This is a genomic window from Micromonospora sp. S4605 (assembly GCF_003176715.1).
Lineage (GTDB): Bacteria > Actinomycetota > Actinomycetes > Mycobacteriales > Micromonosporaceae > Micromonospora > Micromonospora echinaurantiaca.
This window is the reverse complement of the sequence record NZ_QGSW01000081.1, coordinates 24,589-43,539: the sequence shown is the minus strand read 5'-3', so window position 1 is coordinate 43,539 and position 18,951 is coordinate 24,589. Positions and strand designations below refer to the sequence as shown.

17 protein-coding genes are annotated in these 18,951 nt (G+C 74.1%); 9 read left to right on the top strand and 8 right to left on the bottom strand.

Features of this window, described 5'->3' with window-relative positions; genetic code table 11:
* The first annotated feature begins 46 nt into the window (after nucleotides 1–46).
* The 4 genes from DLJ47_RS04910 (at nucleotide 47) to DLJ47_RS04895 (ending at nucleotide 3,433) form a co-directional block, all read left to right on the top strand.
* On the top strand, nucleotides 47–1,798 hold the full coding sequence (locus tag DLJ47_RS04910) for a proline--tRNA ligase (protein ID WP_109898905.1): 1,752 nt from the start codon (nucleotides 47–49) through the stop codon (nucleotides 1,796–1,798).
* 72 nt (nucleotides 1,799–1,870) lie between these two features.
* A complete protein-coding gene (locus DLJ47_RS04905; RefSeq protein ID WP_109898904.1) occupies nucleotides 1,871–2,296 on the top strand; it encodes a CBS domain-containing protein in 426 nt (141 codons plus the stop codon).
* Nucleotides 2,297–2,349: 53 nt separating this feature from the next.
* The gene (locus DLJ47_RS04900) at nucleotides 2,350–2,778 is read left to right on the top strand and encodes a SufE family protein (protein WP_109898903.1); all 429 of its coding nucleotides are present in this window, start codon (nucleotides 2,350–2,352) and stop codon (nucleotides 2,776–2,778) included.
* 19 nt (nucleotides 2,779–2,797) lie between these two features.
* Nucleotides 2,798–3,433 (top strand): DsbA family oxidoreductase, encoded by a 636-nt coding sequence (locus tag DLJ47_RS04895; protein WP_109898902.1) that lies wholly within the window; start codon nucleotides 2,798–2,800, stop codon nucleotides 3,431–3,433.
* Between the two features lie 80 nt (nucleotides 3,434–3,513).
* Here DLJ47_RS04895 and DLJ47_RS04890 read toward each other — a convergent pair whose 3' ends face one another.
* From DLJ47_RS04890 to DLJ47_RS04870, 5 genes are all read right to left on the bottom strand, one after another.
* Entirely contained in the window at nucleotides 3,514–4,062 is a 549-nt protein-coding gene (locus DLJ47_RS04890; RefSeq protein ID WP_109898901.1) for a YbaK/EbsC family protein, read from the bottom strand.
* A gap of 215 nt (nucleotides 4,063–4,277) precedes the next feature.
* Nucleotides 4,278–4,472, bottom strand: a complete 195-nt coding sequence (locus DLJ47_RS04885; protein ID WP_109898900.1) for a hypothetical protein — start codon at nucleotides 4,470–4,472, stop codon at nucleotides 4,278–4,280.
* Nucleotides 4,473–4,509: 37 nt separating this feature from the next.
* The gene (locus DLJ47_RS04880; RefSeq protein ID WP_109898899.1) at nucleotides 4,510–5,289 is read right to left on the bottom strand and encodes an SDR family oxidoreductase; all 780 of its coding nucleotides are present in this window, start codon (nucleotides 5,287–5,289) and stop codon (nucleotides 4,510–4,512) included.
* A gap of 89 nt (nucleotides 5,290–5,378) precedes the next feature.
* Entirely contained in the window at nucleotides 5,379–6,023 is a 645-nt protein-coding gene (locus DLJ47_RS04875; RefSeq protein WP_109898918.1) for a GAP family protein, read from the bottom strand.
* 174 nt (nucleotides 6,024–6,197) lie between these two features.
* On the bottom strand, nucleotides 6,198–7,586 hold the full coding sequence (locus DLJ47_RS04870; protein WP_233257658.1) for an MFS transporter: 1,389 nt from the start codon (nucleotides 7,584–7,586) through the stop codon (nucleotides 6,198–6,200).
* Between the two features lie 367 nt (nucleotides 7,587–7,953).
* Between DLJ47_RS04870 and DLJ47_RS04865 the strand changes: the two genes are divergently transcribed.
* Both DLJ47_RS04865 and DLJ47_RS04860 read left to right on the top strand, forming a co-directional pair.
* On the top strand, nucleotides 7,954–12,435 hold the full coding sequence (locus DLJ47_RS04865; protein ID WP_109898898.1) for a cation-translocating P-type ATPase: 4,482 nt from the start codon (nucleotides 7,954–7,956) through the stop codon (nucleotides 12,433–12,435).
* Between the two features lie 121 nt (nucleotides 12,436–12,556).
* The gene (locus DLJ47_RS04860) at nucleotides 12,557–13,393 is read left to right on the top strand and encodes an MBL fold metallo-hydrolase (RefSeq protein WP_109898916.1); all 837 of its coding nucleotides are present in this window, start codon (nucleotides 12,557–12,559) and stop codon (nucleotides 13,391–13,393) included.
* Between the two features lie 87 nt (nucleotides 13,394–13,480).
* On the opposite strand, the gene DLJ47_RS04855 is transcribed toward DLJ47_RS04860, so the two are convergent.
* Complete coding sequence (locus tag DLJ47_RS04855; RefSeq protein ID WP_088996712.1) at nucleotides 13,481–13,900, bottom strand: CBS domain-containing protein; 420 nt, start codon at nucleotides 13,898–13,900, stop codon at nucleotides 13,481–13,483.
* A gap of 164 nt (nucleotides 13,901–14,064) precedes the next feature.
* On the opposite strand from DLJ47_RS04855, the gene DLJ47_RS04850 reads away from it, so the two are divergent.
* Nucleotides 14,065–14,394: a hypothetical protein gene (locus tag DLJ47_RS04850; RefSeq protein WP_109898897.1), complete on the top strand. Its 330-nt coding sequence runs from the start codon at nucleotides 14,065–14,067 to the stop codon at nucleotides 14,392–14,394.
* Nucleotides 14,395–14,510: 116 nt separating this feature from the next.
* Here DLJ47_RS04850 and DLJ47_RS04845 read toward each other — a convergent pair whose 3' ends face one another.
* Entirely contained in the window at nucleotides 14,511–15,155 is a 645-nt protein-coding gene (locus DLJ47_RS04845) for a dihydrofolate reductase family protein (RefSeq protein ID WP_109898896.1), read from the bottom strand.
* Between the two features lie 278 nt (nucleotides 15,156–15,433).
* Here DLJ47_RS04845 and DLJ47_RS04840 point away from each other — a divergent pair, with 278 nt between their 5' ends.
* On the top strand, nucleotides 15,434–15,865 hold the full coding sequence (locus DLJ47_RS04840; protein ID WP_109898895.1) for an uL11 family ribosomal protein: 432 nt from the start codon (nucleotides 15,434–15,436) through the stop codon (nucleotides 15,863–15,865).
* 573 nt (nucleotides 15,866–16,438) lie between these two features.
* Nucleotides 16,439–17,203, top strand: coding sequence for a hypothetical protein (locus DLJ47_RS04835; RefSeq protein WP_109898894.1), 765 nt, complete (start codon nucleotides 16,439–16,441; stop codon nucleotides 17,201–17,203).
* 1 nt (nucleotide 17,204) lies between these two features.
* Here DLJ47_RS04835 and DLJ47_RS04830 read toward each other — a convergent pair whose 3' ends face one another.
* On the bottom strand, nucleotides 17,205–18,869 hold the full coding sequence (locus DLJ47_RS04830) for a DUF885 domain-containing protein (protein ID WP_109898893.1): 1,665 nt from the start codon (nucleotides 18,867–18,869) through the stop codon (nucleotides 17,205–17,207).
* Between the last annotated feature and the right edge of the window lie 82 nt (nucleotides 18,870–18,951).

Sequence of the window (18,951 nt, the reverse complement as noted above, 5' to 3'; positions counted from 1 at the left end):
CGCAATGCGGTCGCCGCCCCCGCCGCGCCGGTTCTAAGCTGCGGCAATGCTGCTCCGTATGTCGACCCTGCTGCTCCGGACCCTGCGCGAGGACCCGGCGGACGCGGATGTGCCGAGCCATCGGCTCCTGGTGCGCGCCGGCTACATCCGTCGGGCCGCGCCGGGCGGCTACACCTGGCTGCCGCTGGGCAAGCTGGTGCTGGACCGGGTCACCGAGATCGTCCGTCAGGAGATGGCCGCGATCGGCGACCAGGAGGTGCACTTCCCGGCGCTGCTGCCGGCGGAGCCGTACCGGACCAGCGGCCGGTGGACGGACTACGGCGACGATATCTTCACCCTCGCCGACCGCAAGGGCGCCGACCACCTGCTCGCGCCCACCCACGAGGAGCTGGCCGCGCTGCTCGTGCAGGACCTCTTCTCCTCGTACCGGGACTTCCCGGTGACGATCTTCCAGATCCAGACCAAGTTCCGCGACGAGGCCCGGCCGCGGGCCGGCCTGCTGCGCGGCCGCGAGTTCCTGATGAAGGACGCCTACTCGTTCGACCTGGACGAGGCGGGCCTGCAGGCCGCGTACGACCGGCACCGGGGCGCGTACCGGCGGATCTTCGACCGGCTGGGGCTGGAGCACACCATCGTGCACGCGATGTCCGGGGCGATGGGCGGTTCCGCCTCGGAGGAGTTCCTGGCCGCGGCGCCGGTCGGCGAGGACACCTTCGTCGGCTGCACGGCCTGCGACTACGCCGCGAACACGGAGGCGGTGACCACGCCCGCCGCGCCGGCCGGCGACCCGGACGCGCACCCGCCGGCCGAGGTGCACGACACCCCGGAGACCCCCACCATCGCCACCCTGGTCGAGCTGGCCAACGCCCGTCGGCTCGGCGGCCGCGGCGACTGGACCGCCGCCGACACGCTGAAGAACGTGGTGCTGACCGTCCGCCGGCCGGGTGCGGAGGAGGCCGACCTGCTGGTGGTCGGGCTGCCCGGCGACCGCGAGGTGGACCTGAAGCGGGTCGCCGCCGCGGTCGCACCGGCCTCGGTCGAGGTCTTCGACGGCTGGGACGACCACCCCGAGCTGGTCCGCGGCTACATCGGTCCGCAGCTCATGGCGAAGCTCGGCGTCCGCTACCTGGTCGACCCGCGGGTGGCGCCGGGCTCGGCCTGGCTGACCGGCGCGAACGAGCCGGGCCGGCACGCGGTGCACGTGGTCAGCGGCCGCGACTTCATCCCGGACGGCACCATCGAGGCGGCCGAGGTGCGCCCCGGCGACCCCTGCCCGGCCTGCGCCACCGGCGAGCTGACCATCCGGCGGGGCATCGAGATCGGGCACATCTTCCAGCTCGGCCGCCGCTTCACCGACGCGTTCTCGGTCGACGTGCTCGGCCCGGAGGGCAAGCCGGTCCGGCCCACCATGGGCTGCTACGGCATCGGGGTGTCCCGGGCGGTGGCGGCGATCGCCGAACAGCACCACGACGCGCGGGGACTGGTCTGGCCGGCGGCGGTCGCGCCGTGTGACGTACACCTGGTGGCGGCCGGGAAGGGGCCGCAGCTGGAGGCGGCGCTGGAGCTCGGCGGGCAGCTCGCCGCGGCGGGCCTGCGGGTGCTGGTCGACGACCGGACACACGTCTCGGCCGGGGTGAAGTTCACCGACGCCGAGCTGGTCGGCATCCCACGCGCCGTCGTGGTCGGCCGTCGCCTCGCCGAGGGGTACGTCGAGCTGCGCGACCGGGCCACCGGCGAGCGCACCGAACTGCCGGTGGCGGAGGTGGTGGACCGGCTGCGCGACGAGGTGAGCCGGTAGCCGGCGGGGTGTAGCCGACGTGTCGCTGGGTACCGCAGTTGGATCGGGTGGACGTTGTTTCGGAGGACTCTCATGACCGGTTACCGGGTCGCTGACGTGATGACCAAGCAGGTCGTTTACCTGCCGGCGGAGACCACCCTGGACGAGGCCGCCAAGGTGATGAAGGAGGCGGACATCGGCGACGTGGTGGTCACCGACGGCGCCACCCTCGCCGGCATGCTCACCGACCGCGACATCGTGGTGCGGGCGGTGGCCGAGCGCAGCGACCCGGCCGCCACCACCATCGGCTCGATCATCACCCGGGAGGTGGTGATGATCGAGCAGAACTCCACCGCCGGCGAGGCGGCCGCGCTGATGCGCGAGCGGGGCATCCGCCGGGTGCTGGTCTGCGACAGCGAGCGCAAGCTGGTCGGCATCGTCTCCCTCGGTGACCTGGCCATGCAGCTCGACCCCCAGTCGGCGCTGAGCGAGATCAGCGAGCAGGCGCCGACCGTCTGAGCGGGTGTCCGGCGGCGCGGCGGCGTACGCCGACGACGGCGTAGCCTCGGGGCATGTCATCCATGCCGGCCAGGCTGGCCGAGATCGTCGAGGAGTTCGCCGCCGCGCCAAGGGACGTGGTGCTGGAGATGCTGCTGGAGTACGCCGACGTCATCCCGCCGCTGCCACCCGGCGCGGCCGACCGGGAGGGCATGGAACAGGTCCCGGAGTGCCAGACCGCCTTCTTCCTGCGCGCCCGGGTGACGCCCGAGGGCACCGTGGAGACGCTCTTCGACTGCCCGCCGGAGGCGCCGACCACCTGGGCCTTCGCCGGCATCCTCGCCGAGGGGCTGGCCGGGGCGAAGCCGGACGAGGTGCTCGCCGTGCCGGACGACCTCTACCAGCGGATGGGGCTGGCCCAGGCGATCAGCCCGCTGCGGGTGCGCGGCGGCACGGCCATCCTGGCCCGGCTCAAGCGCCAGGTACGGGAACAGACCAGCTGACCTGGAGGTTGTCCGGATCATGGAGATCGAGATCTACGCGGACGTGGTCTGCCCGTGGTGCTACATCGGCAAGCGCCGGCTGGAGCAGGCGCTGGAGTCGTACGACGGCGAGGTGACCGTCCACTACCGGCCGTTCCAGCTCGACCCGTCGCCGGTGCCCGAGCCGCAGCCCCTGCTCGACGCGCTGGGCGCCAAGTTCGGCGGGCCGGACCGGGCCCGGCAGATGGCCGAGCACGTGACCGGGGTGGCCGCCGGGACCGGCCTCAAGCTGGACTTCGGCCGGGCCGTCGCGGCGAACACCTTCGACGCGCACCGGCTGGTCGCCTGGGCCACCGACCAGGGTCGCGCCGGCGAGCTGGTCGAGGCGCTCTACCGGGCGCACTTCACCGACGGCGTGGACGTCGGCTCCCGGGACGCGCTCGCCGCGCTGGCCGCCGAGGTGGGGCTGGACGCGGCCGAGGCGCGCCGGTTCCTCGACTCGGACGAGCGGGTGGCCGAGCTGACCGCCGACCTGGCGGCCGCCCGGCAGCTCGGGGTGACCAGCGTGCCCACCTTCGTGCTCGCCGGCAAGTACGCGGTGACCGGCGCCCAGGAGCCGGCGACCCTGCTGGCCGCCCTGACCGAGGTGCAGCGGCGCGAGTCGGGCACCGACTGACGCCGCCGTCCCCGGTGGAGCGTCTGGCGCATCGACGCACGTGATGTTTCACGTGCAACGGTATCGACGGCGATGATCGCTCAGGCCGGCCTGGCCAGGTCCTTCACGACCCGTGCGCCGGGCAGCGCACCGAGCGCCGGCCCGGGCAGCGCGATCTTGCTGTGCCGCACGCCGGACCCGATGATCACGTGCGGGGTGGCGATCACCCGGGCGTCGACCAGGATCGGCCACTCCTCGGGCAGGCCGATCGGGGTGATCCCGCCGTACTCCATGCCGGTCAGCTCCACCGCCTCGGCCATCGGCGCGAAGCTCGCCTTGCGGACGTCCAGCGCCCGTCGGGCCACCCCGTTGACGTCGGCCCGGGTGGTGGCGAGCACCACGCAGGCCGCGTAGCGGACCACTCCCTCGCGCTTGCCGGCGATCACCACACAGTTGGCCGACTCGTCCAGCCCCACCTGGTACGCGGCGCAGAACGCGGCGGTGTCGGCGAGGTCGGCGTCGATCGGCGCGACCAGCACGTCCTCGACGTCCACCGGGGCGTCGGCGGGCCACTGCCCGAGCGCGGCGGCGACCGGCGGTGCCAGCAGGTCGAGCCGGGTGCGGGCGGGTTCGGTCTTCAGCGTCCCCATCACGGGTGCGATCCTCGCACCACCCGGCCCGTCCCGCCCACCGGAACGGCGTGCCCGGCCGGCGCCGGCAGTCGGGTCAGCCGCGTCGACGGCCGGCCCGCAAGCCGGGTCGACCACGTCGGCGGGTGCCCGACGCGCGATCCGGGCCCGGTCGGCGACCGCGCGGGAGCGCCGGGCCAGCCCGCGCCGGCGCCGACCGCGGCGGGATGCGCCGGTCAGCTGCCGGTGAGGAAGGCGTTCTCGCGGAGCATGGTGCGGTCCCGCACGGCGGCCAGCTCCTCCGCCCGCTGGGCCTGGACCCGGCGCACCTCCAGATCCTCCAGGGCGTGCCGGACCGCGAGCCGGATGACGCCGTAGAGGAAGACGAAGCCGGCGACGTAGAGGATCACTGTGGTGACGATGGCGAACATGGCGTCACGGTAGGCCGAACGTGAACAGGGAAGGTTCTCATCTTGCCCGGGTTCCCCCGTACGTGTCCGCCAGGTGGTCGGCCCAGGTCCGGGTGCCCTTCGGCGTCGCCTCGGTGACCAGTCCACCCGAGCGCAGGGCCCGGCCGAGCCGGCCCGGGATCCGTACCGGCAGCAGCGGTCGGCGGGACCGCCGGGCGGCCTTCCAGGCGCGTACCGCCGCATCGAAGCGGAGCACCTCGGGGCCGCCGTACTCCTCGACGTCGCGCGACGGGCCGATGGCCAGCCGCTCGACCAACCGGGTGGCGACCTCGTCCGGGTCGACCGGCTGGGCGAGCACCGCCCGGTCGCCGATCACCGGGCCCAGCCGGCTCGACGCGACCAGCATGTCGTCGAGGAACTGCGGGAACTGGGTGGCCCGCAGCACCGACCACGGCACCGGTCCGGCGGCGACCACCCGCTCGGCGGCCAGCTTGTGCCGGTAGTACGGGATCGGCACCCGGTCCACCCCGACGATCGAGACGTAGACCAGATGGCCCACGCCGGCGGCCCCGGCGGCCCGAACCAGCTCGCGGGTGCCGAGCACGTCGATCTGGTGGGTACGCCGGTTCGGCGACGAGGCCAGGTGCAGCACCGCGTCCACGCCGCCTACCGCGGCGGCCACCCCGTGCCCGGTCGCCAGGTCCGCCACCACCCACTCCACCGCCGCGTCGGTACGCGGCCGACGGCTGGTGGCCCGTACCGTGTGCCCGGCGTCGAGCAGGCGGGGCAGCACCGCCCGACCCAGGCGGCCGCCCGCTCCGGTGACCAGCACCCGCATGATGTCCTCCTTCTCCGGCCCCCCGCAGGCCGGGGCGTCCAGGTCGGTGACGGCGCCGGGCGGTCCGGTGTGACCGCCCGTGTGTCAGCTCACCGCACCAGGTCGACCAGCGTCACCACGACGAAGAAGCCGATCACCAACTCGCTGACCACCCAGGAGTTGTGCGCGGTCCAGTCACGGATCCGGGGCAGCACCCTGGCGGCCCGGCCGCCGAGCAGCAGCAACGCCAGCAGGGGCAGGGCCAGCAGGGTCAGCGTGAGCAGCACGAACGGCAGCAGGTGCCACCACGGCAGGTCGTGCCGGGCGGCGCTCGCGCCGACGGTGAGCATGGTGAGGTCGTCCGTGGGCATGGCGAGGAAGAGCAGCACGCCCAGCCGGGCGGCGTAGCCCGGGCCGGCCTGCTGGAGCCTCCCCATCCAGCGCGGTGGGCCGGTGGAGTGCCGCCGGAGGAACACCACCAGCGCCAGCACCACCAGCAGGACCAGCACCACCTGGTCGATCCTGGTCTCGACCCGGCCGTGCCCGCCCTGGCCGGCGTCGGCGACGTTGAGCTTCACCGCCCGGGTGACCAGCCAGCTCAGCGTCACCCCGCCGCCGACCACCAGCCCGGCGCCGGCCAGGTAGCCGAGCGACGCGGCGCGCGGCCGGTCGGCCGCGGCGAGGAAGACCGCCGCGACCAGTTGCGTCCCGGCGACCATCACCACGGCCAGCGGCAGGATGGTCAGGAAGTTCATCTCCCGCCCATCCTGCCCCACCCACCCCCGGTGACCTGCCGATCCGCCGACCACCGGCTGGCCGCCGCCGCACACCTCGGGTGGCCGGGACGCTGACGGTGCGGCCGGCCAGCCGCTGGCACCCCGTGGCCCTCCGCCGGCCGCCCGCAGGTGCCACCGGCGGCGGGGAGGCCCTCAGTGGGCCGCGCGCGGGCCCGGTACCACCCGGCCGGCGAGCAGCAGGCCGAGCAGCGCCAGACCGGACGCCACCGTCAGCGTCCCGGCGTAGTCGCCGGCGGCGGGGGCGGCGCCGGCAGCGAGCACCGCGCCGGTCAGCGCCAGCACGGTCGCGGCGAAGAGCGAGTCGCCCAGTTGCAGTGAGGAGCTGTTGCGGCCCTGCTCGCCCGGGGCCGACAACTCCAGGGTGAGCACCGACAGCGACGGGTAGAGCAGGCCCATGCCGAGCCCGGCCACCGCCCAGCCGAGCACCCCGACCAGGACCGGCACCGCCGGCGCGACGGTCAGCGCGACCACCGCGGTGCCGCCGGCGATGCAGGCCAGCCCGGCCCGGGGCAGGGTGGCCCGGGACCGCGGCGCCGGCAACCGGCCCTGCAACCAGGACCCCACCGACCAGGCCAGCGCGCCCGTGGTGAGGACCAGGCCGGCCGCGGTCGGCGAGAACCCGCGCTCCCGGGAGAGCATCAGCGGGATCACCACCTCCGCGCCGACGAACGCGGCGGAGGCGAGGCCGCGCAGCCCGACCACGGTCGGCAGACCCCGGCCGGCCCGCAGGAACCCGGCCGGCAGCAGCCGGGGCGCGCAGACCAGCAACCCGACCAGCGCCAGGGCGACCAGGGCGACGGCGGAGGTGCCGCGCTGCTGTCCCCCGATGTGCAGCAGTGCGGCGCTCACCCCCGCCCCGCACGCCCAGCCGATCCGGGCCACCGCGCCGGCCGGCCGGGCCGTCCGCGTCGCCGGGCCGACCGCCCGCAGGCCGGGGTGGATCAGCAGCACAGCGGGAACCGCCACCAGCGGCACCGCGAGGAAGACCCACCGCCAGCCGAGGTACTCCACGATCAGCCCGGCCACCGCCGGCCCGACCAGGGACGGTACGACCCACGCGGCGGCGAACGCGGCGAAGATCTTCCGGTGCAGCTCCTCCGGGTACGCCCGCCCGACGATGACGTAGAGCGCCACCGAGAGCAGACCGGAACCGAACCCCTGCACCACCCGCCCGACGACCAGCGCGCCCATCGCCGTGGCGCTGCCCGCGATGACCAGCCCGAGCACGAACCAGACCAGCCCGTGCCACATCGGCGCGCGCGGCCCTCGGCTGTCGCACCAGATGCCGCTGGCCACCATGGCCAGCACCCCGGCCGCGAACGGGCCGCCGAACGCGATCCCGTACAGGGCCAGCCCGTCCAGGCTGCGGGCCACGGTGGGCATGGCGGTGCCGACCGCCAGCGCCTCGAACGCCAGCAGCGAGACCAGGGCGACGCTGCCCACCGTCATGGCCCGTAGCCGGGGCGCGAAGAGGCCCGGGGCCGGGGCGACGGGCCCCGGCGGCGCGGCGGTGGCGGTCACCGCCGGACCGTCGTACGGCGCGGCCAGAGCGGGGTCGGACGGTTGTCGGCACGGGGTGGACGGTGCAGCTCGTCCCGGCGTACCTCGGCCCAGAGCAGTTCGATCAGCATGCGATCAGCCTCCGACCTGAACCCGGATTGAGGTCAAGCGTGACCGCCATCTCGTCAGCCCGCAGGTGATGCCGACCGCGCCGAAGTTCCCCTGCTCGGGGGGCATAACGGACGTCCGGGCGGGAAGCCAGGCCATCGCCGTGGAGCCGCCGTTGGGACCGAGCGGCCACCGGAGCAGACATGGGAGGCGAGATGGCGTACGGCAGGCAGAGCCGCACCGGAGGACCTGGCCGGCGCCTGTCCGGTCGTACGCCTCGATGACCTCACTGGGCCGCGTCGCCGGCCGCCTCCGGCCCCCGGTCGCCCTGCCGCCGGTGGTCGGCGAGGCGACCCGGACCGTCGGGTCGGCCGCGACCCGGCTGGCCCGCCTGGCCGGGTTGACCAACCGCCGGGTCTGGTCCCGCCCCGGCCGGCACCACATCGAGGTGCACGGCGTCTGCCAGGACGGCGGCGACCTGCTGGCCCGCCAGGTGGAGGCGGCACTGGAGCAGGTGCCCGGGGTCGAGTGGGCCCGGGTCAACGCCCCGTCCGGCCGGGTGGTGGTGGCCGTCGGCACGCCGCCGCCGAAGTTGCGGGACCTGATCGCCACGGTGGCCCGCACCGAACGCGCCTGTCCGCACGAGCCGGACCCGGAGATCCCCCCGCCGCACCCGCCCGAGGAGGGTCCCCGCACGCCCCGCACGCTGGGCGCGCTCGCCTCGGACGCGCTCGGCCTGACCATCTCGGCGGCCACCCGGATCCTGCCGTTCACCCCCGTTCCGGGCGAGGTCGCCGGGCTGCTCGGCGCCGTCGACCTGCATCCCAGGCTGCATGCCCTCGCCGACCGGGGGCTGCGTGCCGACCCCCGCGCCGACCTGGTGTTTCCGCTCGTCGAGGCAGTCGTACAGGGCCTCACCGGGGGGTGGGCCGGCATCGTGCTGGACGGCGCGCAGCGGGTGGTGCAGTGGGGTGAGGCACGCGCCCAGCTCGCCGCCTGGGGAAAGGCCGAGCCGCGGCTGACCGGCGACCCGGAGCGGGCGGTGGCCCGGTCACCGGCCGGCGAGCGGGTCACCCCCCAGCCGGACGGGCCGGTCGAGCGGTACATCAACCGGATGCTGATCGCCGGTGCCGCCGCCGCCGCGGCCGCGACGCCGGTCGTCGGCCGCAAACGGGCCGCCGCGCTGGGGCTCGCCACGCTGCCCAAGGCCCCGGGCAGCGGCCGCGAGGGATACGCCGCTCAGCTCGGCCGGATCCTGGCCCGGCACGGCGTGATCGCGATGGACCGCAGCGTGCTGCGAAAACTGGACCGGATCGACACGCTGGTGCTGGACGCCGCGGTGCTCGGCTCGGACCGCGGAGTGCTGGCCGACCTGGCGCCGCTGCCCGGCGCGGACACCGGGCAGGTGGCCAGCCGGGCGTTCGCGCTCTTCGACCCCGCCCACCCGCACCAGCTGCGGCACGCCGACGGCTGGCGGCTCGGCCCGCTGCACCAGCTCGACGCCCGCGATCCCGGGGACACCGCGGAGAGCCGGCGGCTGCGCGACACCGGCGCCGACCTGCTCGGCCTCGCCGACGGCGACAGCCTGGCCGCGGTGCTGCGGGTGGAACCGGAGCCGGCGCCGGGCGTCGACACGCTGCCGGCCGTCGCCCGTCAGGCCGGGCTGCGGCTGGTCGTGGCCGGCGACGACGAGCAGCGGTACGGCTTCGCCGACGCGTACGTGGCCGGCGGGGCCGAGCTGGCCGACTCGGTCCGGGCCCTGCAACGGGACGGGGCGGTGGTGATGCTGGCCTCCGGCGACCGGGCGGCGCTCGGCGCCGCGGACTGCGGGCTGGGCCTGTCCGCACCGGAGGACCTACCGCCCTGGGGCGCGCACCTGCTGGTCGGCGCCGACCTGCGGATCGTCGCCCTGCTCGTCGAGGCGGCCGGGGTGGCCCGCCGGGTGACCGCGCAGAACATCCAGCTGGCCCTGGCCGGCACCGGCCTCGGTGCGCTGAACGCGCTCACCGCCGACACCGAGCGACTGCCCGGCCGTACGCTCGGCGCGGTGAACGGCGCCGCCGCGCTCGCCTTCGCGCACGGCGTCTGGCGGGCCCGCCGGCTGCCCGACCGGACGGACACCCCCGCGCCGACCATCACCGCCTGGCACCTGATGCCCACCGACACCGTGCTGGACCGCCTCGGCAGCGGCCCGGACGGGCTCGGCAGCGGCGAGGCCGAGCGCCGCCGGGTGACCGGGCCGGGTGACCTGCCCGGACGGTCCGGGTTGCTGAGGGCCTTCGTCGACGAGCTGGCCAACCCGCTCACGCCGGTGCTCACCGCCGGCGCGGTGCTCTCCGCGACGTTCGGCTCGCTGGTCGACGCCGCCCTGGTCGGCGGCGTGGTCGGCGGGTCGGCGCTGATCGGCGCGGTACACCAGCGAAACACCGAACGGTCGCTGTCCGAGCTGCTCTCCCGCTCGGCGGTGACCGCCCGGGTACGCCGGGACGGCCAGGAGCGGATGCTGCCGGCCGACGACCTGGTGCCCGGTGACGTGATCATCCTGGAGCCCGGGGACTCCGTTCCGGCCGACTGCCGGGTGCTGGAGTCGGTCGGCCTGGAGACCGACGAGTCGTCGCTGACCGGCGAGTCCCTCCCGGTGGGCAAGACGGACCAACCGGTGGTCGCCGCCGCCGTCGCCGACCGCCGGTCCATGCTCTATGAGGGCACCACCGTCGCCGCCGGGTACGGCACCGCCGTGGTGGTGGCCACCGGCGCCGACACCGAGGCCGGGCGCAGCCTGGCACTGGCCCGGCAGGCGCCCCCGGCCAGCGGGGTGGAGGCCCGGCTGGGCCGGCTGACCCGGGCGGCCGTGCCGCTGGCCGCCGGTTCGGCGGTGGCGGTGGCCGGCGCCGGGCTGCTGCGCGGCGTGCCGCTGGCCGAGACGGCCGCCACCGCCGCGAACCTGGCCGTGGCGTCCGTGCCGGAAGGGCTGCCGTTCCTGGTCAGCGCCGCCCAACTGGCCGCCGCCCGGCGGCTGGCGGAGCACGGGGCGCTGGTCCGCAACCCGCGCACCATCGAGGCGCTCGGCCGGGTCGACGTGCTCTGCTTCGACAAGACCGGCACCCTCACCGAGGGGCAGCTGCTGCTCGCCGGGGTCGGCGACGGCCACCGGTACGCCCCCGTCGACCGGCTCGACGACCGGCTCCGGCCGGCCCTGGCCGCCGGGCTGCGGGCCACCCCGGCCGCTGACGACCCGGACGAGCTGGCGTTGCAGACCGACCGGGCGGTACGCCGCGGCGCCGAGTCCGCCGGCGTGACCGAACAGACCGACGTGCCCCGGTGGCGGCCCACCGGTGGGCTGCCCTTCGAGCCGTCCCGGGGCTACCACGCGACGGTGGGCGAGGACGGGCACCGGCGGCTGCTCAGCGTGAAGGGCGCGCCGGAGACCGTGCTGCCGCGGTGCGCGTACCGGCGGGTGGACGGCCGCGACGAGCCGCTGGACGACGGCGGCCGGGACGACCTGCACCGCCTGCTCGCCGAGCGGGCCGGGGCGGGGCACCGGATCCTCGCCGTCGCGGAGTGCGCCGTGGACGCCCCCGAGATCGGCGACGACGACGTACGCGACCTGGTGTTCGTCGGGTTCCTGGCGCTCGCCGACGGGGTACGGGACAGCGCCGCGCCGGCGGTACGGCGGATCCGTCAGGCCGGCGTGCACACCATCATGATCACCGGTGACCATCCGGCCACCGCCGAGGCGATCGCCGCCACCATCAGCGACGGCGACGAGCAGCAGGTGGTCACCGCTGCCGAACTCGACCAGCTCGACGACGACGCGCTGGCCGAGCGGCTGGCCCGCACCGACGTGGTGGCCCGCTGCACGCCGGCGCACAAGGTCCGGATCATCCAGGCGTTGCAGAGGTGCGGGCGTACCGTCGCGATGACCGGCGACGGCGCCAACGACGCGCCGGCGATCCGGCTCGCCGACGTCGGCATCGCGCTCGGCCAGCGGGGCACCCCGGCCGCCCGGGCCGCCGCCGATCTGGTGGTCACCGACGACCGGCTGGAGACCATCATCGCCACCCTGGTGGAAGGTCGGGCGATGTGGTCGTCGGTACGCCACGCGCTGAGCATCCTGGTCGGCGGGAACCTCGGGGAGATCGCGTTCAGCGTGCTGAGCGCCGCCGCCACCGGCCGGTCCGCGCTCACCGGCCGGCAACTGCTGCTGGTCAACCTGCTCACCGACCTGGCGCCGGCGCTGGCCATCGCGATCCGCCCGCCGGGCGCCGACCACGCCGACGGGCTGCTCCGGGAGGGGCCGGACACGTCGCTCGGCGAGACGCTCACCCGCGAGATCGGGTTGCGCGCCGCGGCCACCACGCTGGGCGCCACCGCCGGCTGGACACTGGCCCGGTACACCGGACGACGCCGGCGGGCCGGCACCGTCGCGCTGGTGTCGCTGGTCGGCACCCAGCTCGGGCAGACGGTGCTGGCCGGCGGCACCAGCCCGGCAGTGCTCGCCTCCACCGCCGCGTCGCTCGGCGTGCTGGTGGGGGTGGTGCAGACTCCCGGCGTCAGCCAGTTCTTCGGCTGCACCCCGCTCGGGCCGGTGGGCTGGACCATCGCCACCGGGTCGGCGCTCGGCGCCACCGTCGCCAACGGCGCGCTCACCCGGCTGGTGGCCCGGCTGCCGCAGACCCATCCGGCCGGGTCCGACGGCTCACCCGGCTCCGCCGCCGCTGATCCGCCGGTCAAGGACGACCGCTCGCCGGAGCCGGGCTGACGAGCATCGGCGGTCACCGCGCATGGGCCCGGTGATCGTGGGTACCGCTGCGGGATGGAGGTGCCGGTCTCCGGGCTCGGCCCGCGCACCGCCCGCCTGGTCACCCACCTGGGAGGTGGACATGGAAGCACAGCCGGAGGTCACGTTCGTCGGTACCGCCACCACCGTGCTACGGATGGGCGGGTTCACCCTGCTGACCGACCCGAACTTCCTGCACCAGGGGCAGCGGGCGTACCTGGGCAAGGGGTTGTGGTCGAAGCGCCGTACCGACCCGGCGCTGCGGATCGCCCAGTTACCGTCGCTGGACGCGGTGGTCCTGTCCCACCTGCACGGTGACCACTTCGACCGGGTGGCCCGTCGGGAGCTGGACCGGGAGCTGCCGATCGTCACCACCCCGGCGGCCGAACGGAGGCTGCGCCGGTGGGGTTTCCGGGCCGCCGAAGGGCTGCCCACCTGGCGCTCGCGGGAGCTGCGCCGCCCCGGCGAGATCCTGCGGCTGACCTCGATGCCCGGCCAGCACGGGCCGGGTGTGCTGGACCGGCTGATGCCCGACGTGATGGGCACCATGATCGACCTGGAGCGCGACGGCTCCCGGCAGTTCCGCCTCTACGTCACCGGTGACACGCTGAACAAGCCGCTGCTCGCCGGCATCCCCGAGCGGTACCCGGACATCGACGCGATGCTGATCCACCTCGGTGGCACCAGGATCGCCGGCATCCTGCTCACCATGGACGCGCGACAGGGCGCCGACCTGGTCGAGCTGGTCCGCCCGAAGCTGACCGTGCCGATCCACTACGACGACTACCCGGTGTTCCGCTCGCCGCTGGGCCACTTCGTGATGGAGGCCCGCCGGCGCGGCTTCGTGCAGCGGGTACGCACCATCGCCCGCGGCGAGACGGTGCCGCTCACCCCGATCACCCCACCCGCCGAACGGATCTCGCCGCCGGCCGGCAGGTGACGGTCCGCCGCCGATCTTCCCGTCCGTACGCCGGACGCCGCCCGCCGGCCGGTGGGCCGGAGGCGGCGTCCGCCGGTTCGGGACCGGTCAGTTGCGCTCGGAGATCGCCTCGATGAGGTCGCCCACCGGGCGCTCCGGCAGCGAGCGGGCCACGTCGGCGACGGCCACGATGCCGACGAGCTCGTGCCCGTCGATCACCGGCAGCCGGCGCACCTTGTACTGCCCCATGGTGCGCAGGATCTCGGCCGCGTCGTCGTCCGCGCCGATGGTCACCGCCTCGCCCTGGGCCAGCTCGCCCGCGGTGACGCTGCCCGGGTCGCGGCCCTCGGCGAGCACCTTCACCACGATGTCGCGGTCGGTCAGCATGCCCTTGAGCCGGTTGTCCTGACCGCAGATCGGCAGCGATCCGACGCCCAGCTGCGCCATCTGCTTGGCTGCGGTCCGGAGGTCGTCCTGCTCACGGACACAGGTCACGTCGTTGGTCATGATGTCGCGTGCGGTCGGCATTGGCATGACACCTCACTTCCGGGGGGTTGTTGCCGTTTCTCCTACCCCGGCCGGTGCCGGCCATGCACGGACCGTCGCCGCCGGCCGCCGCGAGGACCCCACCCATCGGTGGCGATCGTGGTACGGTCCTCGACCCAGCAGCCAGCATGGTTTGGAGGCGTGGCTTGTCCGGCTGGACGGACGACCTGACCATCCCGCTGCCCCCGGGCCGGACGGTCGCGGAGTTGGTGGACGTCGTGCTGACCGCCGCGCTGCGCGGAACGCCGGCCGACCAGATCGACCGGCTGGTCGCCACCGAGTTCGGGCTCTCGCCCGACGACGCGGAGTTCGCTCGCGACCGGACGTACGGCGGCTTGGTCCGGGCCGCCACCCGCAACGTCCTGAACTGCCCCGACGAGGGCAAGGACCCGATGGCGTGGGAGAGCTTCCAGCGCGGCATGCGGGACCCCTCCCTGGTGGCCCGCATCTACCCCGAGTTCGCCCAGCAGCAGTGAGGGCGGTGCGGGGGCCGGCAAGGCTTCCTCAGCGGGTGACGGAACGGATGGAGGCGTGACCCGCCTTGGCGTCTGAGCGGAAACCCACGCGCCCCGGCGGCCGTCGTCGCCGCGCTTCAGTCGTCGCGCCCGACACCGCGATCGGGGGCGCTCATGTCCCCCGTCCCGGGAGTGCCGTCGGCGAGCCCGTAGCGCAGGTACACGGTGCCCTTCGGACCGGCAACCGGCGGTTCGAGGAGCGTGACGTTCGTGGGCACCGCGCCACCGTCGAACACCTTCTTCCCGACGCCGAGCACGATCGGGTGCACCCAGAGGTCGAGACGGTCGAAGAGCTTCTCGCGCAGCAGGGTCTGCACCAGGTTCAGGCTCCCGACGACCTTCACGTGCTCGTGCCGGTCACGGATCTCCCGCACCGCGCCGGCCAGGTCCGGGCCGAGCTGCGTGGACCCGGCCCACGAGAGGTCGGGCCTGCCGCGGGAGGCCACGTACTTCGGGACGCTGTTGAACAGCGTGGCGATCTCGTTGTCCTCGCCGCCCTCCTGGTAGGGCCAGTAGGCGGCGAAGATGTCATACGTCCGCCGGCCGAGCAGGAGAGCGTCCGTGCCCTCGTACGCGGCGGCGACCTGCGCCCCGGAGACCTCGTCCAGCAGCGGGGCCTGCCAGCCGCCGAACGGGAACCCCACCGGGTCCTCGTCGGGGCCGCCGGGGGCCTGCCCGACGAGGTCGAGGGTTGCGAACAGCTCGATGTGGATGCGGCCCATGGCTTACTCCCGATCAGTTGATGTCTCGGTCGGGTGGTAGACCTGCGGGCGCCGGCAGACTCATCGGTGCGACAGCAACCAGCTTCGTATTCGGCGACCGACGGCACCTGGTGGATCGGATGTGACGGTCGCAGCGTCAAGGAGGGTGACCGGGTGTTGCTGGAGATTCCCGTCCGACGGTGGCTGCTCGCGGGCACGGCTCAGTAGTCCCTGGCCGGTCAAGCCGCCCATCGCGCTGATTTGACCCTTCCGTTACGTAAGGTCCTAGCGTCGCCGCCATGGCGAAGCAGATGAAGGTTTCCCGCCGTTTGAAGCTCGAACTCGAGGCGGGCAATGCCGCGATGGTCGAGATCGGCAAGATGCTCGGCCCGACTGGTATCAACACGCGGCAACTCAAGCTCGATTACGACGCGGCGACCGCAGGCCAGCGAGGCGACATCGTGCCTGTCGTCGTAACGATTTTCGAGGACCGCTCCTACGCGCTGGAGTACCGGACCCCACCAACGTCTCATCTGATCCGGCGGATCCTCGGATTGTCGAAGGGATCGGGCCGGCCGGGAACAGAATCGGTGGCGAAGATATCGCGGGAGCAGCTGCGAGAGGTCGCGTTGCGCAAGCTTCCGGACCTCAACACGGATGATGTGGAGGCCGCGATGAAGCAGGTAGCGGGGACCGCGCGATCAATGGGCGTGCTCATCGCCGATGAGTGAGGGCCTCTGGCGCGCCGTCGTGCCACCGTACCGAATGCTTGATCCTGGCCTGGCGTTGGCCGAGGCGGTGCTGGTGAACACGCTGGCGGAGCTGTGTGCGGTGCTTCCCGACGAGGAGAGAGCCAGCAAGCTACTCAACGAGGCGCTACTGCGCGCCGGTTCAACCCCACAGCTGATCGGGCGAGACGGCCAATGGCGGATGGTGGTGGCGGGGCAGAACCCGCAGGCCGCGGCCGCCACCGCCTTGGCCGTACTGGTCGCCGCTCACGGGTGGCGACGACTCAAGCGCTGCGCCCGGTGCGGGCGACCCTTCATCGACCGAACCAATGGCGTCAGTCGCCGCGGCTGCGCCGACCACCCCAGCCGCCCCCGTGGCGGCCCTACCGCCAGGGGCTGAGCTGAGCGCGCGGCCCCCGTACGACGCGGTGAGCATCTGGAACGGACGGGCGATGTGAGCCTTGCTCGGCGTTGCTAACGTCGCGGCGACCTCCGGAAGGGGCGAACGGGGAGGACGACGCGATGGCCAGCAGCGGACGTGCAGCTACCTTGGCGAATCGGCGTGCTCGCGCCCCGATGGTCGTGATCGGCAGCGTCGTCGCGCTGGCCACCCTCATCGCGGCGGCGTACCGGCTGAGTGCCGACCCGCAAGTCGAGCACGGCAAGGTCGTCATCCTCGCGGTGCTGGCTCCGGGAGCCCTTCTGGTGCTGTCCTGGCTCGTCCGCCTGCTTCAGTGGTGGGGTGCCGCTCGTGCTCCCGCGAGGCCCGTCATGGTGACCGCGCACCTGGCGCAGTCTCCGCAGCCGGGAAGTGCGGGGCGGGTCACCGGTGCGGCGCACGCCGTGAGCGCCGCTGGCGGGATCGACACCAGCCCCAAGGGATACGCCGTGTGGCTGACGGTGAGCGGCCGGGACGGCGGTGTTCTGCACCAACGCGTCGTCTGGGAACCGTGGCTGCGCGAGCTGGCCAGGCCGCGTCAGGCCATGGTCCGGCACGGGTTCGGCGTCAGCGTGGTCGACGTGACCGGGTACGGGCGGCTCTGGCCGGCGAGTTTCACGCTGCGCCGTCGCCCCTACGGAGTCAGACTCATTCCGTTCCGCAAGGCCCGGAGGCTGCCGAAGGAGAACAGCCTCTCGCACGGCCGTCTGGCCTACCTTTTCATCCTGCTCCTCATGCCCTGCCTGGGCGGTGCCGCCGCCCAGGGCGCGTGGGCGCTGCTCGGGTGGTGGGTGGCGTACGTCGTCGCCTCGATGACCGCCACCGGAGCCTGGTTCGGCATCATCCCGCCCGGCGTGCTCTCAAGAGCAGCCCGTCGGGGCCGCGCCCCGGCGGCCTCGTGAGCTACCAGCGCGGTCCCTGGCTTTCTTCACCGCAGCGCACGAGTGGTGCGCGGTCACCCTGGAGGGCGGCCGTCAACTGGTCCAAGCCCAGCGAACCCAGCTCCAGCGCCTGACGATGAAATGCGCGCCGGTCGCCGAGGAAGGACGAGCGGCCGGCCAGCCACACGCGCTCGCCCGCCTTGTAGGCCAGCGCCTGCCCCGGCCGGCCCAGGTAACGCCCGAGCTCGGCGGACGCGTACGGCCCCTGGTGACAGCGGTCCCGCAGCAACTCCAGTGCGGCCGCCGGCGTCCACGGTGCTCCGTCACCGGACGGCATCGGCAGTCGCAGGTGCAGGCCGATGTCGAGCACAACCCGTGCCGCCCGTAGGAGCTGCATGAACAGATACCCCAGTCGAGCACCCGGCTGCTCATAGAGCCCGAGCTCGTCCATGAATCGCTCGGCGTACAGTGCCCAGCCCTCCTGACTGCCGGAGAGGCCGCCGAGCAGGTTCAGCCGCTGCCCGAGGCCTCCCCGGCAGACCTCGGAGCCAAGGTGGAGGTGGTGGCCCGGAACGCCCTCGTGATACGCGGTGCTGTAGGCGATCCAGGTGGGGAAACTCGCTGCGTCCTCGGGCACGGACCACCAGACCCGGCCCGGCCGCGTCAGGTCCCGCGACGGCCCGGTGTAGGCAATGCCGGACGACGTGGTCAACCGCGACTCGATGCGCCGCAGCGGGGCGGGAATGTCGAAGTACACGCCGTCCAGCCGCTCGGTGGTGGCCTCCAACAGCTCCTGCAACCACGCGCCGAACGCCTCCCTGCTGTGCAGGGTGCCGGGTGCGTCGGGGCTGGCGAGCCAGGCAAGCACCTCTGGCACGCTCCCGCCCAGGGCCTTCGCCTCCGCGATCAGCTCTGCCTCTGTCGCTCTGAACTCGTCCCAGCCCCAGTCGTACAGTTCGCGCAGGTCGGGCTGGGCCGCGAGGAAGGTGCGCACCCAGAGTGCGTACCGCTGCGGGCCGAACGCTTCCTCCGCACCGACCCGCGGTGCCAGGTCCGCGGTCAGCACCTCGGCGAATTTGCGGTACGCCGCTTGCGCGCCCGTCGCCGCGGCCTGCAACGACGCCCGCTGCGGCCCCTCTCCGTAGCGATCCACCAGGGCGACGTCGCCGTCGATCCAGTTGCGGCAGCGCTGCGTGACGATCTCCACCTGACGCCGCGCCGGCAGATTGCCGCGCTCCGCAGCGAGCAGGAGGCTGCGGGCGTGCCCGTCCAGGGCAGCGGGGATCGCGGCCAGGCGTGCGCCGACACGAGCCCAGCCTTCCTCGAAGGCCGGGCCCCCGGCCCCGCGGCTGGGAACCGCGGCCTCGACGGCCTGGCGGATGAGCTGGAGCGGACCGGTGGCCGCCGCGTGCAGTTCGCGCAGGTCCTCCCCGGCGTCGTGGAAGGCGATCCGCGTGTGCAGCCGTTCGGCGAGGTGGGCGTACAGCGGGGTCGCGACCGGCAGTGCGTCACCCAGGGTCTCCAGCTCGCGCAGGGCGCGGGCTGCGAGGTCGGCGCGGGCCTGGTGGCCCTCCGGGCCGTAGTCGGTAAGCCCGTCGACATCCTGCTCGCCAGCCTCGACGATAGCTGTGCAGGGATCGAGGCCGGCCATGTCGCGCAGGAGCCGATCCGCGAAGTCCTCGATCACGGGGCAATGCTAGGGCGTTGCCCAGCTACCGTGCTGCGGTGGCTGGAACGGATCGCTGTACTCGCGACTGCTGACTGACGAC

What these genes read in the sequence shown, in the direction of transcription:
- DLJ47_RS04910 (WP_109898905.1), top strand. Translation starts at nt 47, where the DNA reads ATGCTGCTCCGTATGTCGACCCTGCTGCTCCGGACCCTGCGCGAGGAC.
- DLJ47_RS04855 (WP_088996712.1), bottom strand. Translation starts at nt 13,900, where the DNA reads ATGCCGACCGCACGCGACATCATGACCAACGACGTGACCTGTGTCCGT.
- DLJ47_RS04875 (WP_109898918.1), bottom strand. Translation starts at nt 6,023, where the DNA reads ATGAACTTCCTGACCATCCTGCCGCTGGCCGTGGTGATGGTCGCCGGG.
- DLJ47_RS04865 (WP_109898898.1), top strand. Translation starts at nt 7,954, where the DNA reads ATGACCTCACTGGGCCGCGTCGCCGGCCGCCTCCGGCCCCCGGTCGCC.
- DLJ47_RS04845 (WP_109898896.1), bottom strand. Translation starts at nt 15,155, where the DNA reads ATGGGCCGCATCCACATCGAGCTGTTCGCAACCCTCGACCTCGTCGGG.
- DLJ47_RS04880 (WP_109898899.1), bottom strand. Translation starts at nt 5,289, where the DNA reads ATGCGGGTGCTGGTCACCGGAGCGGGCGGCCGCCTGGGTCGGGCGGTG.
- DLJ47_RS04840 (WP_109898895.1), top strand. Translation starts at nt 15,434, where the DNA reads ATGGCGAAGCAGATGAAGGTTTCCCGCCGTTTGAAGCTCGAACTCGAG.
- DLJ47_RS04895 (WP_109898902.1), top strand. Translation starts at nt 2,798, where the DNA reads ATGGAGATCGAGATCTACGCGGACGTGGTCTGCCCGTGGTGCTACATC.
- DLJ47_RS04890 (WP_109898901.1), bottom strand. Translation starts at nt 4,062, where the DNA reads ATGGGGACGCTGAAGACCGAACCCGCCCGCACCCGGCTCGACCTGCTG.
- DLJ47_RS04860 (WP_109898916.1), top strand. Translation starts at nt 12,557, where the DNA reads ATGGAAGCACAGCCGGAGGTCACGTTCGTCGGTACCGCCACCACCGTG.
- DLJ47_RS04885 (WP_109898900.1), bottom strand. Translation starts at nt 4,472, where the DNA reads ATGTTCGCCATCGTCACCACAGTGATCCTCTACGTCGCCGGCTTCGTC.
- DLJ47_RS04905 (WP_109898904.1), top strand. Translation starts at nt 1,871, where the DNA reads ATGACCGGTTACCGGGTCGCTGACGTGATGACCAAGCAGGTCGTTTAC.
- DLJ47_RS04835 (WP_109898894.1), top strand. Translation starts at nt 16,439, where the DNA reads ATGGTCGTGATCGGCAGCGTCGTCGCGCTGGCCACCCTCATCGCGGCG.
- DLJ47_RS04900 (WP_109898903.1), top strand. Translation starts at nt 2,350, where the DNA reads ATGTCATCCATGCCGGCCAGGCTGGCCGAGATCGTCGAGGAGTTCGCC.